We start from the raw sequence: 15,467 nt of genomic DNA, 5'->3' as shown, positions 1-15,467 counted from the left end.
ACCTCACCGCCACGCCGTCGGCCGAGAGCGACCCATTGCCGGATATCCCCATTTGATTTCGTTCGCCTTTTCATGTCGACCGGACAAGGCAAACAAGATGGGTGGAAGCTACTGTCGCGGTGTTCGCAAATGCATACGCGTGCTGGCGCGTCTCTGCTTAACTTCACGCCAAGCCTGCATAGCGGGTTCCGATTTGGCTTGAGCCGTCACAAATTTGCAACAGGCGTCACACGCAAGCCGGGACTGCAAAGGCTGCTCGGAAGGTGTCTGAGGACGATCGCCGCCGGCGAGAGCCGAGACTCGCCGACACCTCCTGCCTGCCGAAGCGTTGAGCAAGGGATGACGCTTTTTCACACCTTACGCGGCGGTTCAAACTAGCCCAGTATTGAGGCACTTCACCCCATGCAAGCGCATCAGCGAATGTTGGATCCCACGGCTAAGAGCCTGCATTCCGGCGAGTCCCCGCTCCTCAGGACGGTCGGGCTCACCAAGCGCTATGGCGATTTCCTCGCCAACGATGCCATCGACATCGATATCTGGCCAACGGAAATCCACGCGCTGCTGGGCGAGAACGGCGCCGGCAAGTCGACGCTGGTCAAGGCGATCTACGGGCTGATCCAGCCCAGCGCTGGCCAGATTTTCTGGCAGGGCCAGCCGATCGTGCTGTCCGGTCCCTCGGAAGCGCGCAGCCGCGGCATCGGCATGGTGTTCCAGCATTTCTCGTTGTTCGACAATCTCACCGTCGCCGAGAACGTCGCGCTCGGCCTCGACGGAAGAGAATCCTTCAAGGACATGTCGGCGCGGCTTGAGCAGGTGTCGAAGACTTATGGTCTGCCGCTCGACCCCAAACGCGAGGTCTGGCAATTGTCGGTCGGCGAGCGCCAGCGCATCGAGATCGTCCGCGCGCTGATGCAGGATCCGCAATTCCTGATCCTTGACGAGCCCACCGCGGTGCTGACGCCACAGGAAGCCGACCAGCTCTTCGTCGTGCTGGAGCGGCTCAAGGCCGAAGGTCGCGCCATCCTCTACATCAGCCACAAGCTCGAGGAGGTGAAGCGCCTGTGCGACACGGCAACGATCCTGCGCGGCGGCAAGAAGGTGGAGACCTGCAATCCCAGGCTTGAGACCGCCGCTTCGCTCGCGCGCATGATGGTCGGCGGTGAGATCAAGGAGGTGAAGGCGGCCGCCGGCCGGCAGACCGCGGTGCCGCGCCTCGTCGTCAACGATCTCTCGCTCGCCCCTGGCGAGGCGCATGGCGTGCGGCTCGAGCACATCTCGTTCGAGCTGAAAGGCGGCGAGATCCTCGGCATCGCCGGCGTCGCCGGCAACGGCCAGGACGAACTGTTCGCCGCGCTGTCCGGCGAACGCCTGTCGAAGGATCCCGGCACGATCGTGATCGAAGGCCTTGCTGCCGGCCATCTCTCGATCACGCAGCGCCGCAAGCTCGGTGCGGCCTTCGTTCCCGAGGAACGGCTCGGCCACGGCACTGCGCCGCGCATGAAGCTTTCCGAGAATGCGCTTCTCACCGGGCACGCCGCCAGCGGCATGGTCCATCGCGGCTTCATCGATACTGCCGCCACCCTGAAGACGGTCGACCGCGCAACCGAGACCTTCGACGTCCGCAAGGCCAAGCGCGATCCGGAAGCAGCATCCCTCTCCGGCGGCAATTTGCAGAAGTTCATTGTGGGACGCGAGATCCTGCGCAATCCCGCGGTGCTGGTGGTGAGCCAACCGACCTGGGGCGTCGACGCCGGCGCTGCCGCCGTCATCCGCCAGGCGTTGCTTGATCTCGCAACCGCGGGCGCCGCCGTACTCGTGACCAGTCAGGACCTCGACGAGCTCGCGGAAATCGCCGACCGCATCGCCGTGATGTTCCATGGCCACCTATCTGCGCCGCTCGCCGCCAGTGAGGCGACGCGCGAAAAACTCGGCCTGTTGATGGGCGGCAGCACGCTGGAGCCAAAGGAGGCCGCGCATGCAGTTGGTGCTTGAGAAGCGCGCCGAACGCTCCAACACGATCGCGCTGATCTCTCCGCTGATCGCGATCGGCCTCACGATCGTGACCATGGTCATCCTGTTCGCGATCCTTGGCAAGAATCCGCTGCTCGCGCTGCACGCCTATTTCGTCGCGCCTTTGACCGACAGCTATTCGCTCCAGGAAATCGCGGTGAAGGCGACACCGCTGGTGATGATCGCGATCGGGCTGTCGCTCTGCTATCTCGCCAATGCCTGGAACATCGGCGCCGAAGGGCAGTTCCTGATCGGTGCAGTCGCCGGAAGCTGGATTGCGGTGAAGACGCAGGGCACCGACGCCGGTGTCTGGGTGCTGCCGGTCATGCTCGTGCTCGCCGCCGCCGCAGGCGCGCTCTACGCACTGATCCCAGCAATCTGCAAGGTGAAGTTCGGCGCCAGCGAAATCCTGACCAGCCTGATGCTGGTGTATGTCGCCGATCTCTTCCTCGACTATCTCGTGCGCGGCCCCTGGCGCGATCCGCACGGTTTCAACTTTCCGACCACCGCCGAGTTCGACCCGGTCGCAACGGTGCCGCTGCTGATCGAAGGCGGCCGGCTGCATCTCGGCTCGATCATCGCCCTTCTCGTTGTCGCGGCGGTGGCGATCCTGCTCGGGCGCACCATCAAGGGATTCGAGATTCGCGTGGTCGGTGCGGCGCCGCGCGCCGCGCGGTTCGGCGGCTTCAATTCCAACCAGTTGATCATCCTGACCTTCGCCGTCTCGGGCGCGCTGGCAGGCCTCGCCGGCATCATCGAGGTTGCAGGTCCGGTCGGACATCTCCAGCCCGGCATCTCGCCGGGTTACGGTTTTACGGCGATCATCGTCGCCTTTCTCGGCCGGTTGAACCCCCTTGGAATATTAATTGCAGGCCTTTTTCTCGCGTTGACCTTTATCGGCGGCGAGCAGGCGCAGATCGCGATGAAGATCCCGTTGGACGTGACAAAGGTTTTTCAGGGCATCCTGCTGTTCTACGTGCTCGCCTGCGATTCCCTCATCCTCTACCGCTTCAAGCTGGTTTTCCCGAACCGACAGGTGGCTCGTGGAACTCATTGAAGCCATCATCCTCGCGGTGCTCGCCGCCTCGACGCCGCTCCTGATCGCGGCGACCGGCGAGCTCGTGACCGAGCGCTCCGGTGTGCTCAATCTCGGCGTCGAGGGCATGATGATCGTCGGCGCCGCATGTGGCTTTGCAGGTGCGTGGTTGACCGGCTCGATCTTTATCGGCGCACTGTTCGGCATCGTCGCCGGCACGTTGATATCACTGGTCTTCGCACTGATGGCGCTCGGGCTTGCGGTCAACCAGGTTGCGACAGGGCTGGCGCTGACCATCCTGGGTGTCGGACTCTCCGGCCTGATCGGCGCTGGCTTCGTCGGCGAGCGCATCACGCCGGCGCTGCATCTCAACATTCCCGGTCTCACGGATATTCCGCTGGTTGGCCGCGTGTTGTTCGGCGAGGACGCCTTCGTCTATTTCTCGCTGGCGCTGGTCATCGGCGTCTGGTGGTTCCTGTACCGTACGCGGCCGGGATTGATCCTGCGCGCCTGCGGCGACAACCACGTGTCTGCGCATGCGCTCGGCTATCCCGTGCTGCGCATCCGCACCTTAGCGGTGATGTTCGGCGGCGCCTGCGCAGGACTTGCCGGCGCTTATCTGCCGCTCGCCTATACGCCCTTCTTCATTCCCGGCATGACCGCAGGCCGCGGCTGGATCGCGCTGGCGCTGGTGGTGTTCTCGTCCTGGCGGCCGGACCGCCTCGTGGTCGGCGCGTATCTGTTCGGCGCGGTGACGATCCTGCAGCTGCACGCGCAGGGCTGGGGCGTCGGCATTCCCTCGCAGCTGATGTCGGCGCTGCCTTATCTTTCGACTGTCATCGTCTTGGTCCTGCTCTCCCGCGCGCGCACGGGTGGATCGACCGCACCGGCTGCGCTTGGCACCGTGTTCGTGCCTGACCGCTAGCGTTTCATCTCCGCACCGTGCGCGATGGGGCGCGCACGTTGCGGATCATGGCTTTCCCCTGATGTTTGGAGATTGATGATGAGGAAATCACTTCTTGCGCTGGCCGCCGGGCTCTTGCTTGCCGGGAGCGTCGGTGCAGCCTCCGCCGCCGACAAGCTGAAAGTCGGGTTTATCTACCTCGGCCCGGTCGGTGACCTCGGCTGGACCTATCAGCATGAGCTGGCACGCCAGGCGCTGGTGAAGGAGCTCGGCGACAAGATCGAGACCACTTTCCTCGAAAACGTGCCTGAAGGCCCCGACGCCGAGCGCTCCATCGAGCAGCTCGTCCGCGCCGGCAACAAGCTGATCTTCACCACCTCGTTCGGCTACATGGATCCGACGCTGAAGGTCGCGAAGAAATATCCGAACGTGCATTTCGAGCACGCGACCGGATACAAGCGCAACCCGAACATGTCGACTTATTCGGCCAAATGGTACCAGGGCCGCTACATCCAGGGCCTGATCGCGGCCAAGATGTCGAAGTCCGGCGTGCTCGGCTATATCGGCTCGTTCCCGATTCCCGAGGTCGTCTCCGGCATCAACGCGACGATCCTCGCCGCGCAGACCATCAATCCGAACATCAAGGTCAAGATCATCTGGGCCAACACCTGGTTCGACCCGGGCAAGGAGGCCGACGCCGCGAAGGCGCTGATCGACCAGGGCGCCGACATCATCATGCAACACACGGATTCGCCGGCGGCAATGCAGATCGCCAGCGAACGCGGCAAGCTCGCCTTCGGCCAGGATTCCGAGATGATCAAGTTCGGGCCGAAGACCCAGCTGACCTCGATCCTCGATACCTGGGGTCCCTACTACATTGCCCGCGTCAAGGCCGAGCTCGACGGAACCTGGAAATCCGAGGACACATGGGGCGGCCTCGACAGCCACATGTTCGCGATGGCGCCCTACACCAATATGCCTGACGACGTGAAGAAGATCGCCGAGGATGCCCAGGCCGCGATCACCGCGGGCAAGCTGCATCCGTTCAAGTGCCCGGTCCTTGGGCAGGACGGCAAGCCGATCGAGTGCAAGGGCGGCGCCAATCTCGACGACGGCCAGATCCTCGGCATGAATTTCTACGTCAAAGGCATCGACGACAAGCTGCCGGGCAAGTAGCACGCTTCTTGCATCGCCTAAATCACCTGCTCCTCCCGGAGGAGGTTCGGAGGGGGTGGCCAGAAGCACCCGGCACTTGTGGTCGCCCCCTCTTTCTATCTTCGCCTAGGTACTATCCCGCCTGCATGGCTCGCGCCGCCGAACTGTGGCGGTGGATGAGGTCTGCCACATCAAGACCGGGGATCGCGCCATCGATCACGGCCCATTTTCCCGCCACCATCACCCTGTCGGCCCGATGCGCGCCGCACAGCACCAGTGCGGCCAAGGGATCGCCATGGCCGGAGAAGCGCAGCTCGTCGAGCCTGAACAGCGCGAGATCTGCCGCCTTCCCGACGGCGATCTCGCCGAGTTCCGGCCGGCCGACGCAGGCCGCCGAGCCCTTGGTGGCCCAGCGCAGCGCATCCTTGTGACTGACCTTCGTCACCCCGTAGCGCGCCCGTTGCAGCAGGAACGCGGCCCGCACCTCCTGCATCAGGTTCGATCCGTCGTTCGAGGCCGAGCCATCGACGCCGATGCCGATGCCGACACCAGCCTCCTCCATCTCGCAGACGGGACAGCAGCCGGAGGCCAGGAGTTGGTTGCTGCAGGCGCAATGACTGATCGTCGTCTTCGCCCTGCCGAGCCGCTTCATCTCTTCTGCATTGAAGAAGATGCCATGGGCGAGCCACGTCCGCGCATTGAGCCAGCCGCATTGTTCGAGATAGTCGAGCGGACGGCAGCCATACATCTCCTGGCAGAATCTGTTCTCGTCCTCGGTCTCGGCAAGATGGGTATGCAGGCGCACGTTCAGCTTGTCGGCCAGATCGGCGGTGGCGCGCATCAGGGACGTCGACACCGAGAAGGGCGAGCAAGGTGCGAGCGCGATCTGCACCATCGCATCCGCGCCGCGCTGGTGGTGCTTGGCGACGACGCGCGCGCTGTCCGCGAGGATGGTGTCCTCATCCTGCACGACGCTATCGGGCGGCAGACCGCCGTCGCGCTGCGACAGGTTCATCGAGCCGCGCGTGAGCAGCACGCGCACGCCGAGCCGCCTGGCCACCGCCACCTCGATATCGACGGCGTCTTCGAGCCCTGACGGAAATACGTAGTGATGATCCGTCGTAGTGGTGCAGCCCGACAGCAGCAGTTCGGCCATCGCCACCGTGACAGCGAGCTCGAGCGCATCAGGCGTCAGCTTCGCCCACACCGGATAGAGCGCCTGGAGCCAGGGAAACAGCTCGCGGTCCATCGCCGCGGGCAGTGCCCGCGTCAGCGTCTGGTAAAAATGGTGATGGGTGTTGATGAGGCCGGGCAGCACGACGTGGTCGCCAGCATCGAACACCGCGACGTCAGCGGTTGCGCGCGCACCGCCGGCCGGCACCAGCTCGACAATTCGGCCGTCCCGCACCACGACGCCGCGCTCGGCGCCATCGGCGAGGATAGCCAGGGGATCCCTGATCCAGATCGGCTTTGCGTCGCTCATGAATCTGCTCCTCCTCACATCCGCTCCCGACAGGCCTGCAAGGCAGGGGCCGGCCTGATTGCGCTTTTGCTGCGACTTGTTGTTGCGACTTGGCGCTCGTCTTGCAAGACTTTCTCCCGGCTCGATTCACTCGTTGGAAGCGTTGGCGTCGCCATGGACTTGAATACCATCACAGCGGTCGCCCATCCGCAAACGCGCGCGCAGCTGCCCGTTTGGACGCCAGGTGATGCTTGGCTCGCGGGCGGCACCTGGCTGTTCTCGGAGCCGCAAATTCACCTGACTCGGCTCATCGATCTCACCGACCTCAAATGGCCGGCGCTAACTGTCACGGAGAGCCATTTCAGCATCGCGGCCACCTGCACCGTTGCGCAGCTCGATGGATTCACCTGCCCACCCGACTGGTTCGCGGCACCGCTGATCAACCAGTGCTGCCGCGCCTTCCTTGCTTCGTTCAAGATATGGAAGACGGCGACGGTCGGCGGCAATCTCTGCATGTCGCTGCCGGCGGGACCGATGATCTCGCTCACCGCGGCGCTGGAGGGCGTCTGCACCATCTGGAAGGCCGGCGGCGGCGAACAGATGATGCCCGTCATCGACTTCGTCACCGGCAACCAGCGTAACCTTCTGGCGCCGGGGGATCTGCTCCGGCAGATCGATATTCCGATCGCCGCGCTGAAGCGTCGTACGGCCTTCCGCCAGATCTCGCTGGCGCCGGTCGGCCGCTCGGCGGCGCTGGTGATCGGCAGTCTGGATGCCGATGGCACGCTGACGCTCACAGTCACCGCATCGACGGTGCGGCCGATCCGGTTGTTCTTCCCCAAGCCGCCCAACGCGAAAGCGCTTCGCGAGGCCATCGCACAGCAGATCACGGACGATCTGTACCACACCGACAACCATGGCAAGCCGCTCTGGCGCAAGCACATGACACTGCGGCTTGCCGAAGAGATCCGCGACGAACTCATCGGAGCACAGTCGTCATGAGCTTCGAGGTCAATGGCACGACGTTTCCGCAGGAGCCACGTGCCGGCCAGTGCCTGCGCACGTTCCTGCGCGAACTCGGCCATTTCGGCGTGAAGAAGGGCTGCGATGCCGGCGATTGCGGCGCCTGCACGGTGCTGCTGGACGGCGAACCGGTGCATAGCTGCCTGATCCCGGCCTTCCGCGCCGAAGGTCGTGCCGTCACCACGATCGAAGGTCTGGGCGGAGACGGCGGCGCGCACCCGATGCAGCAGGCTTTCCTCGATGCGCAGGGCTTTCAATGCGGCTTCTGCACCGCCGGCATGATCCTGACCTGCGCCTCGCTGAACCAGGCGCAGCGCACCGATCTCGGCGTCGCGCTGAAGGGCAATATCTGCCGCTGCACCGGGTATCGTTCGATCGAGGATGCGTTGCTCGGCAAGACCAACATCGAGGAGAGCGTCGAGGCCGGCGCCGCATTCGGCCGCAGCCTGCCGGCGCCGGCTGGCCCCGATGTCGTGCGCGGCAAGGCGCGCTACACGTTCGACACGCAGATTGACGGCCTGCTGCATATCAAGCTGCTACGTTCGCCCCACGCCCACGCGAGGATCGTCGCGATCGACAAGTCGGAAGCGCTGAGCGTTTCCGGCGTGCACGCGGTGCTGACGCATGAGGATGCGCCAACCACTCTGATGTCGACAGCGCGGCATGAGAAGGACTGGATGGATCCCGAGGACACTCGTGTCCTCGACGAAATCGTCCGCTTCATCGGCCAGAAGGTCGCCGCCGTCGTCGCAGACAGCGAAGCCGCCGCCGAGGATGCTTGCCGCCGGCTGAAGGTCGACTACGAGGTCCTCCCCGCGCTGATCGACCCTGAAATAGCAATGGCGCCCGGCGCACCCATCATTCATCCCGACCGCACCACCGCGAACCGCGTCGCCGACGCCCAGCGCAACCTCGCCGCGGAGACGCATGGCGAATTCGGCGACGTGGCGGCTGCGCTCGCGACATCTGCCGCAACCTTCGAGGGCACCTTCCATAGTCACCGTGTGCAGCATGCCGCTTTGGAAACCCACGGCGGCCTCGCCTGGCTCGACGCTTCCGGCGTGCTCAATGTCCGCACCTCGACGCAGGTGCCGTTCCTGACCAGGCGTGCGCTGTCTGATATCTTCGAGCTTCCCATGGACAAGGTCCGCGTGTTCTGCGAGCGCGTCGGCGGCGGCTTTGGCGGCAAGCAGGAGATGTTCGTCGAGGACATTCTGGCGCTCGCGGCGCTCAAGACCGGGCGGCCGGTGAAGCTGGAGCTCACGCGCGAGGAGCAGTTCATCGCAACCTCGACGCGGCATCCGATGCGGGTCCACGTCAAGGCCGGTGCCGACGCGGACGGCAAGCTCACCGCGCTCCAGCTCGACGTGCTCTCCAACACCGGCGCCTACGGCAATCATGCCGGCCCGGTGATGTTCCACTCGCTGGCGGAATCCATCAGCGTCTACAATTGCCGGAACAAGCGGGTCGACGGCCACGCGGTCTACACCAATACAGTGCCGGCAGGCGCGTTTCGCGGTTATGGCTTGCCGCAAACACTGATCGCGGTCGAGGCCGCGATCGACGAACTGGCCAAGCAGCTTGGCATCAGCCCTTACGAGATGCGGCGGCGCAACGTCGTCAAGCCCGGCGATCCCATGGTGTCGCCACCGCCATCGGAATTTCACGACGTGCTCTACGGCTCCTACGGGCTCGACCAGTGCCTCGACCTCGTCGAGCGCGCGATGCAGGCCGATGGCCCGCAGCCGGACCTGTCGCCGGAGTGGCTGATCGGCGACGGCGTCGCGCTGACCATGATCGACACGGTGCCCCCGGCGGGCCATCTCGCGGATGCGATGGTCACCCTCAACGACGACGCCAGCTTCGACCTCACCGTCGGCACCGCCGAATTCGGCAACGGCACCAGCACCGTGCACCGGCAGATCGCGGCGACCACGCTTGCGACCACCGTCGACCGGATCCGCCTGCGCCAGTCCGACACCGCCCATGGCGGCCACGATACCGGCGCCTATGGCAGCGCCGGCATGTTCGTCGCCGGGAAGGCGACGCATGCGGCAGCCGTGCAGCTCGCAACCGAGCTGAAGGCGGCCGCCGCCGGCGCATGGCTCTGCGACGTCGGCAGCTGCACGCTCGAGAGCGAGGCCGTCGTCAGTGGCGTACGGCGCATGTCCTTTGTCGAGCTGGCAAAGCTCGCGCGCGAGCGCGGACAGCCGTTGGCAGGCGCCGGCAATTCCGGCGGGACGCCGCGTTCGGTCGGCTTCAACGTGCAGGGCTTTCGCGTCGCCGTGAACAAGGGCACCGGCGAGCTCCGGATTCTCAGGAGCGTGCATGCGGCGGACGCCGGCGTCGTCGCCAATCCCATGCAATGCTGCGGCCAGGTCGAAGGCGGTGTCGCGCAGGCGCTCGGTGCCGCGCTCTACGAGGAGATGGTGATCGACGCGGACGGCCGCGTCGCCAACCCCAAATTCCGCGACTATCACCTGCCCTCTTTCGCCGATGTCCCCCGCACCGAGGTCCTCTTCGCCGAGACCTCCGACACGATCGGCCCGCTGGGGGCGAAGTCGATGAGCGAGAGTCCGTACAATCCGGTCGCCGCCGCCCTCGGCAACGCGATTGCCGATGCCACCGGCATCCGCTTCACTGCGCCGCCCTACAAGCCGGACCGGCTGTTTCCGGCGCTGCACGAGAAGTTCGGCAATTAACTGCCGCGATAGGTTGAATAGCTCCACGGCGTGACGAGCAGCGGCACGTGGTAGTGGCTTTCCGGCTCGCTGATCGCAAAGCGTAGCGGGATCTCGTCGAGGAACGGCGGGTCGGTGAGCTGCACGTTGCGCTGGGCGTAATATTTGGCGACGCTAAACCGGAGCTCGTAGCGGCCGATCGGCAGCGGCCGGCCCTCGATCAGCGGCTGGTCGGTGCGGCCGTCCGCATTGGTCACGGCGCGCGCTATCACGCGGCTCTCGCCGAGATTCGCGAGCTCGACCAGCTCGACCGGAATGCCCGGCGCGGGCTTGCCGGCGTGGTTGTCCAGCACATGGGTCGAGAGCCGGCCGTGGACCTTGAGCTTGTCATCGGCTGCGACGAGTTGATCGAGCCGCAACGCCGAGATACGGCCGATCTCCTCGATCGCACGTCGCGTCTCGGTCTTGGCGATATTGCGCAATCGCGTCTCGAAATCGCGCAGCACGGAATCCCTGGTGTGACGGCGCACGCAGACGATATAGGGGATGTCGAACTTGTCGCGATAGGCATTGTTGACGCGCTCGAACGCCGCGTATTCGGCCTCCGACAGCCGGTCGAGGCCGGCGCTGTTCTGCTCGTCGGTCGATTCCGCGGTGAGCCCCGCCGCGCGCTGGGTCTTGTTGGCGAGGTCCGGATGCGCCCGGATCAACGCCAATTGCACCTCGGGTTCGGCACTCTGGATCGCCGCCATCAGCGCGGCGTGCAACTGGTTGATGCCGGTGAACGGTCGCTTCGCCGCCAGTTGACCGGCGATCCACGGCGAATATTCAACGACGTTGGCGAGCGCGGCAACGAAATCGGCTTCATCGGCGGCATTGAGATCAGACAGCGATATCTGCGACATCGTCCTCACCCGATCTCGAATGCGTCGGCCGCAAGGTGCGCGAGCTTGTCGTGCCAATGCTGGGCGATCTGCAATCGCGTCGGCACCCAGACGCGCTCGTGCTTGCCGATGTAGTCGAGGAAGCGGATCAGCCCCGCCGCGCGGCCGGGGCGACCGGCGAGACGACAGTGCAGGCCGACCGACATCATCTTCGGCGCGCTCTGGCCTTCGGCATAGAGCACGTCGAAGGCATCCTTCAGATAGGTGAAGAACTGCTCGCCTTCGGCAAAGCCTTGCGGATTGATGAAGCGCATGTCGTTGGCGTCGAGCGTATAGGGAATGACGAGCTGCTTACCGCTGGCGCCCTTGACCCAATAGGGCAGATCGTCGGCGTAGGAATCGCAGAGATAGAGGAAGCCGCCCTCCTCCATCAACAGACGGTTGGTGTTGATCGAGGAGCGTCCGGTGTACCAGCCGAGCGGCCGCGAGCCGGTCGCCGCAGTGTGGACGCGGATCGCTTCCGCGATCTCCGCGCGCTCCTGCGCCTCGGTCATGTCCTTGTGCTCGATCCACTTCAGGCTGTGGCTGGCGATGTCCCAGCCCGCTTCCTTCATGGCAGCTACGATTTCCGGATTGCGCTTCAGCGCTGTGGCGACGCCGAACACGGTAGTCGGCCACTTCCGCTCGCTGAATATCCGCCACAGCCGCCAGAAGCCGGCGCGCGAGCCATATTCGAACATCGATTCGATGTTGGCGTGGCGCTGGCCGGGCCAAGGCTGTGCGCCGAGAACGTCGGACAGAAACGCTTCCGAAGCAGGGTCGCCATGCAGGATGTTGTTTTCGCTGCCCTCCTCGAAATTGACGACGAACTGCACCGCGACCCGCGCGTTGCCGGGCCATTGCGGGTGCGGCGGGTTGCGGCCGTAACCGCGGAGATCGCGCGGGTAGCGGGTACCAGTCACTCAGACTTCCTCGAAGCGGATCGGCAGCGCGCCCTTCCACAGCACGCTCTTGCCGAGCGTCGCCAGATTCTCCAGGCCAGAGGTCAGCGTGATGAAATGGTTGCCGGCGAGTTGGCCCATCTTGCTCGCGAAGTGCACGCCGCCATAGGCCATCAGGATCTCGGTCTCGCTGATGCCGCCGGGATAGAGGATGATCTGGCCGGGCGCGGGATAACTGGTATGGTTCTCGTAACCGACACCGAAGTCCAAGTCGCCGAGCGGCATCCACACCCCCTCGCCGCTCCAGCGCACGTGGATGATGTGGCTTTCGAACGGCAGCGCCTTGCGGAACGCGGCGACAGTCTTGGGCGCCGCTTGCTCCTCGAAACGGGCATCGAAGGTGAAGTCGCCGGCGCGGATAACGAGTTTGGTCATCTCATCTCTCTGGATCGGGGCGGTGGCCCCACGGGGAATTTTCAGGCAAAGAGCACTCCGTCGGGCTTCGCGCAAGGGGCGCGGCCCGTTACCTGCGGTCGTAGGACCAGCCGAAAACGCCACTCCGCCGCGTCTCGGGCTCCGGCTCGGCGGCGGGCTGCGGCGCCTCCCTCAGTTCCGCCTGCGGCGACGGAGGCGGCACAGGCAAATTCTCGCATTTCATGGAGTAGACCAGCTTGCCGTCCGCGGTCCGCCCGATCGGCGCGCAGGGGTCCGGATGCGCCGCCGATGTTTTTGGGGTCAGCTTGACCTGCGCCACGGCCGGCGAGGCGATCAGCAGAAGGACCAGCAGATATTTCGACATCATTGTCGCCTGAAAACCAGATTTGGCCCATTGAACCGGATTGGAGCAGGCAAGTCCACCGGTGCCACCGGTCGCGATTGCCGAATATTTAGCCGAGGCTAGAAAATTGGCTCGCTCCAATGTGATGTCGCGAGCGGTGATATCGGCCGGGCGCGTCGCCATGTCAGCCGCGACGGCGACACACAAAACACACATCTCACAGCCGGGCGTCGTCACGGGAGAAAGAAACAATGCAAAAGACTTTCATCATTCTCGGCGCGACGCTGATTGCCGCCGCCACCATCCAGACTGCCGCGGCGAACGACCGCCGTCATGTCCGCAAGGCGCAGCCCCATCCCATCACCCAGTCGGTGCGCGACTCCAACGCCGCGCTCTGGCCGTCGCAGCCGACCGGGCCCGACTGGTCCCGCTATTCCAACGGCGCGATGTCTGCACCAGCGGGACGGTGATGCCGGAAGCCTAGCGCGATCAGCGAAACTGCCTCCACGTCGTCATTGCGAGGAGCTCTTGCGACGGAGCAATCCAGACATTTTCCACGGATGCATTTCTGGATCGCTCGCTGCGATCGCAATGACGGAGTATGAGGCGGCAGCGCCACTCTTCCAGCTCGCATTTTTACTTGCAGACACAGCTTCGCGTTCTCGCGGCTGATTTCGCCCGAGCTTTGCTTGATCGCTCCACCCTCTTGTCCAAGAGGGCGCAGGGAAGGCCGGGTGCCGGCTGGCACCCGCGGTCCGCTGCGCGAAAAGCACACGCAGAGAGAACCGCACAGCAGCATACAGGTGTAGCCAATCACTCGGCCTTCCCTGCGCGATGGTTGGACGGCTTATGCCGTGCTCTCCCGGGAGCCGAGTTCTCTTTGGCCTCCCTCGCCTTCGCGAAAGTCGCCGGCACCGCGCCGGTTGACGCAGATGCCGCATTCGCCAGGGCTTGACCGTAGCAACGAGGGCCAGGACCACACCTCTATATTTTGGCATTCGGTGAAACACGCCGAAACTAACAAAAGACTTTTAAACAAGTGCTTTTCGACTACCCCTGATGCGGGCTGTTTCAGCGGGCTTCACCAAATAAAGGGCCCGGCCCTAAGCCTTTCAGCGTCCGCACGACAAACTGAAGGCTTCAAAGCCGAGCCCTTTGGTCCCAAGCCTTAGGAGCCGAAACCAGATGGATAGTAGCATCGCCCCCTCCCCCGTCGGCAAGCGCGGCCGCAACAGCAGCATCATCCTGACCGACCGCCTGTGCGAGAAGCGGGTCGCCAAGCGGACCAAGTTCTAGGACCGCAAGTGCCCTGGTCTCTACGTCAGCATCACTGCGGCTGGAGTAGCGACCTTCTCGTTCAAGTTCACCGACCGGCAGACCGGCAAGCAGCGCACCGGCTGGCTCGGCGTTTACAATCCGGGGACTTTCACGGTCGAGGACGCCCGCAGCAGGGTCTACGGCCTTAAGGGACTGGGTACGCAGGCTCTCGCCGAGACCTTCCGCGACCAGAAGGCCGCAAAAGTGAAGCGCGGCAAGACTGTCGCCGAGATTATCGAGGAGCGGATCGAGTGGATGAAGACGCCTGTCAAGAAGCCGGACGGCGAAACGCGGCCCCGGTTGGAGGCTTGGGAAAATACGGCGAGCCACCTGCGCCGCTTCCTCGGTGTGAGGCTTGGCAAAACACTCGCGAGAGACGTCACCAAGCACGACATCGCGACGCTCTCGAACGACATCGTCGCGGGGAAGTTCGGCAAGCCCTCCGTCAGCAACGCCCGCCATATGCGCAAGGCAGCCTCGGGGCTGTTCAACTGGGCAGCTGAAGCGGGCCGCGACTATGTGAGCGCCAGTCCTTGCGTCAACCTGCCGAAGCTCGATCCGGAACACCCGCGCACCCGAGTCCTGTCGGAGGATGAGATCAGGGTCTTCTGGCACGGTCTTGATCGCGACGACCTCCCCTGGGACCGCCGGACCCGGTTGGCGCTCAAGTTCGAGTTGGTCACCATGCTGCGCTCACGTGAATTGCTTGGTGCACATCGGGACGAGCTGTTTGACCTCGACGGCAAACATCCGCGTTTTGACGTGCCTCTCAAGCGGGTCAAGAAGCGCCGGGTGATCCAGCAGCCGTTGTCTCGTCTGGCGATCGAGATCATCAAGGAGGCGCTGGCGTCTGCAGACCAGCAGCTCGTGTTCGAGAGCCCAATGTATGAGGGCCAGCCGATCCACCGCAAAGCGATGGCCGACGCGTTGCGCGGCACCAAACACGAAAAGAACGAGGACAAAACCAAAACGCCTGGTCTCTGTGAGCTGTTGGGCCTGAAGCCGTTCACGCCGCACGATCTGCGCCGGACGGCGGCAACATTGGCCGGCGATCTCGGCTTTGACGATGCATGGATCGCGAAGTGTCTCGACCACGCCGTCACAAAGAAGGGCGACACTATCGTGCCCACCGTTACGGGCAAGGTCTACAACCACTCCCGCCGGATGAAAGAAAAGCGTGCGGTGCTGGACGGACTCGCCACCGAGCTGCGGCGGATCGTCGGCGCTCCTGTTGCCAAAGCCCTGGAGCATGAAGGGCCACGGCTCGCCGCCTGAC

The 15,467-nt window shown here is 64.4% G+C and carries 13 protein-coding genes; 8 read left to right on the top strand and 5 right to left on the bottom strand.

Translation table 11 applies throughout. The features are described from left to right. Positions 1–420: 420 nt before the first annotated feature. From ACFQX9_RS34555 to ACFQX9_RS34540, 4 genes are all read left to right on the top strand, one after another. Positions 421–1,992 (top strand): ABC transporter ATP-binding protein, encoded by a 1,572-nt coding sequence (locus ACFQX9_RS34555; protein WP_377791726.1) that lies wholly within the window; start codon positions 421–423, stop codon positions 1,990–1,992. Then, entirely contained in the window at positions 1,976–3,067 is a 1,092-nt protein-coding gene (locus ACFQX9_RS34550; RefSeq protein WP_247372368.1) for an ABC transporter permease, read from the top strand. Before ACFQX9_RS34555 ends, ACFQX9_RS34550 begins: the two co-directional genes overlap by 17 nt. Next, on the top strand, positions 3,054–3,971 hold the full coding sequence (locus tag ACFQX9_RS34545; RefSeq protein WP_377791725.1) for an ABC transporter permease: 918 nt from the start codon (positions 3,054–3,056) through the stop codon (positions 3,969–3,971). Before ACFQX9_RS34550 ends, ACFQX9_RS34545 begins: the two co-directional genes overlap by 14 nt. 78 nt (positions 3,972–4,049) lie before the next feature. Beyond that, a complete protein-coding gene (locus tag ACFQX9_RS34540) occupies positions 4,050–5,126 on the top strand; it encodes a BMP family ABC transporter substrate-binding protein (protein ID WP_377791853.1) in 1,077 nt (358 codons plus the stop codon). Positions 5,127–5,238: 112 nt separating this feature from the next. On the opposite strand, the gene ACFQX9_RS34535 is transcribed toward ACFQX9_RS34540, so the two are convergent. Continuing rightward, the gene (locus tag ACFQX9_RS34535) at positions 5,239–6,588 is read right to left on the bottom strand and encodes an 8-oxoguanine deaminase (RefSeq protein ID WP_377791724.1); all 1,350 of its coding nucleotides are present in this window, start codon (positions 6,586–6,588) and stop codon (positions 5,239–5,241) included. Positions 6,589–6,741: 153 nt separating this feature from the next. Here ACFQX9_RS34535 and ACFQX9_RS34530 point away from each other — a divergent pair, with 153 nt between their 5' ends. Together ACFQX9_RS34530 and ACFQX9_RS34525 are read left to right on the top strand one after the other, a co-directional pair. After that, positions 6,742–7,569 carry an FAD binding domain-containing protein gene (locus ACFQX9_RS34530; RefSeq protein WP_377791723.1) on the top strand — a complete coding sequence of 276 codons (828 nt, stop codon included), beginning with the start codon at positions 6,742–6,744 and terminating at the stop codon, positions 7,567–7,569. Next, positions 7,566–10,292, top strand: coding sequence for a molybdopterin-dependent oxidoreductase (locus ACFQX9_RS34525; RefSeq protein WP_377791722.1), 2,727 nt, complete (start codon positions 7,566–7,568; stop codon positions 10,290–10,292). Before ACFQX9_RS34530 ends, ACFQX9_RS34525 begins: the two co-directional genes overlap by 4 nt. Here ACFQX9_RS34525 and uraD read toward each other — a convergent pair. From uraD to ACFQX9_RS34505, 4 genes are all read right to left on the bottom strand, one after another. Next, entirely contained in the window at positions 10,289–11,176 is an 888-nt protein-coding gene (uraD, locus tag ACFQX9_RS34520; protein WP_377791721.1) for a 2-oxo-4-hydroxy-4-carboxy-5-ureidoimidazoline decarboxylase, read from the bottom strand. The two genes, ACFQX9_RS34525 and uraD, sit on opposite strands and share 4 nt — an antisense overlap. A 5-nt stretch (positions 11,177–11,181) precedes the next feature. After that, on the bottom strand, positions 11,182–12,117 hold the full coding sequence (puuE, locus tag ACFQX9_RS34515; protein WP_377791720.1) for an allantoinase PuuE: 936 nt from the start codon (positions 12,115–12,117) through the stop codon (positions 11,182–11,184). Then, entirely contained in the window at positions 12,118–12,531 is a 414-nt protein-coding gene (locus ACFQX9_RS34510; protein WP_007601448.1) for a DUF3830 family protein, read from the bottom strand. It lies immediately after the preceding gene. Between the two features lie 88 nt (positions 12,532–12,619). Beyond that, on the bottom strand, positions 12,620–12,898 hold the full coding sequence (locus ACFQX9_RS34505) for a hypothetical protein (RefSeq protein ID WP_018456703.1): 279 nt from the start codon (positions 12,896–12,898) through the stop codon (positions 12,620–12,622). A gap of 227 nt (positions 12,899–13,125) precedes the next feature. Between ACFQX9_RS34505 and ACFQX9_RS34500 the strand changes: the two genes are divergently transcribed. Then, positions 13,126–13,344: a hypothetical protein gene (locus ACFQX9_RS34500; protein WP_007612884.1), complete on the top strand. Its 219-nt coding sequence runs from the start codon at positions 13,126–13,128 to the stop codon at positions 13,342–13,344. A gap of 1,051 nt (positions 13,345–14,395) precedes the next feature. Further along, entirely contained in the window at positions 14,396–15,466 is a 1,071-nt protein-coding gene (locus ACFQX9_RS34495) for a tyrosine-type recombinase/integrase (protein WP_377791719.1), read from the top strand. Position 15,467: the final 1 nt, after the last annotated feature.

The sequence above is a fragment of the Bradyrhizobium sp. GCM10028915 genome (genome assembly GCF_042666195.1).
In the GTDB taxonomy this organism is placed as follows: domain Bacteria; phylum Pseudomonadota; class Alphaproteobacteria; order Rhizobiales; family Xanthobacteraceae; genus Bradyrhizobium; species Bradyrhizobium canariense_D.
Note: the sequence above shows the minus strand (reverse complement) of the source record. Positions and strands in the feature narration are given on the sequence as shown.

What these genes read in the sequence shown, in the direction of transcription:
- ACFQX9_RS34555 (WP_377791726.1), top strand. Translation starts at nt 421, where the DNA reads ATGTTGGATCCCACGGCTAAGAGCCTGCATTCCGGCGAGTCCCCGCTC.
- ACFQX9_RS34550 (WP_247372368.1), top strand. Translation starts at nt 1,976, where the DNA reads ATGCAGTTGGTGCTTGAGAAGCGCGCCGAACGCTCCAACACGATCGCG.
- ACFQX9_RS34540 (WP_377791853.1), top strand. Translation starts at nt 4,050, where the DNA reads ATGAGGAAATCACTTCTTGCGCTGGCCGCCGGGCTCTTGCTTGCCGGG.
- ACFQX9_RS34535 (WP_377791724.1), bottom strand. Translation starts at nt 6,588, where the DNA reads ATGAGCGACGCAAAGCCGATCTGGATCAGGGATCCCCTGGCTATCCTC.
- ACFQX9_RS34530 (WP_377791723.1), top strand. Translation starts at nt 6,742, where the DNA reads ATGGACTTGAATACCATCACAGCGGTCGCCCATCCGCAAACGCGCGCG.
- ACFQX9_RS34525 (WP_377791722.1), top strand. Translation starts at nt 7,566, where the DNA reads ATGAGCTTCGAGGTCAATGGCACGACGTTTCCGCAGGAGCCACGTGCC.
- uraD (WP_377791721.1), bottom strand. Translation starts at nt 11,176, where the DNA reads ATGTCGCAGATATCGCTGTCTGATCTCAATGCCGCCGATGAAGCCGAT.
- ACFQX9_RS34510 (WP_007601448.1), bottom strand. Translation starts at nt 12,531, where the DNA reads ATGACCAAACTCGTTATCCGCGCCGGCGACTTCACCTTCGATGCCCGT.
- ACFQX9_RS34505 (WP_018456703.1), bottom strand. Translation starts at nt 12,898, where the DNA reads ATGATGTCGAAATATCTGCTGGTCCTTCTGCTGATCGCCTCGCCGGCC.
- ACFQX9_RS34500 (WP_007612884.1), top strand. Translation starts at nt 13,126, where the DNA reads ATGCAAAAGACTTTCATCATTCTCGGCGCGACGCTGATTGCCGCCGCC.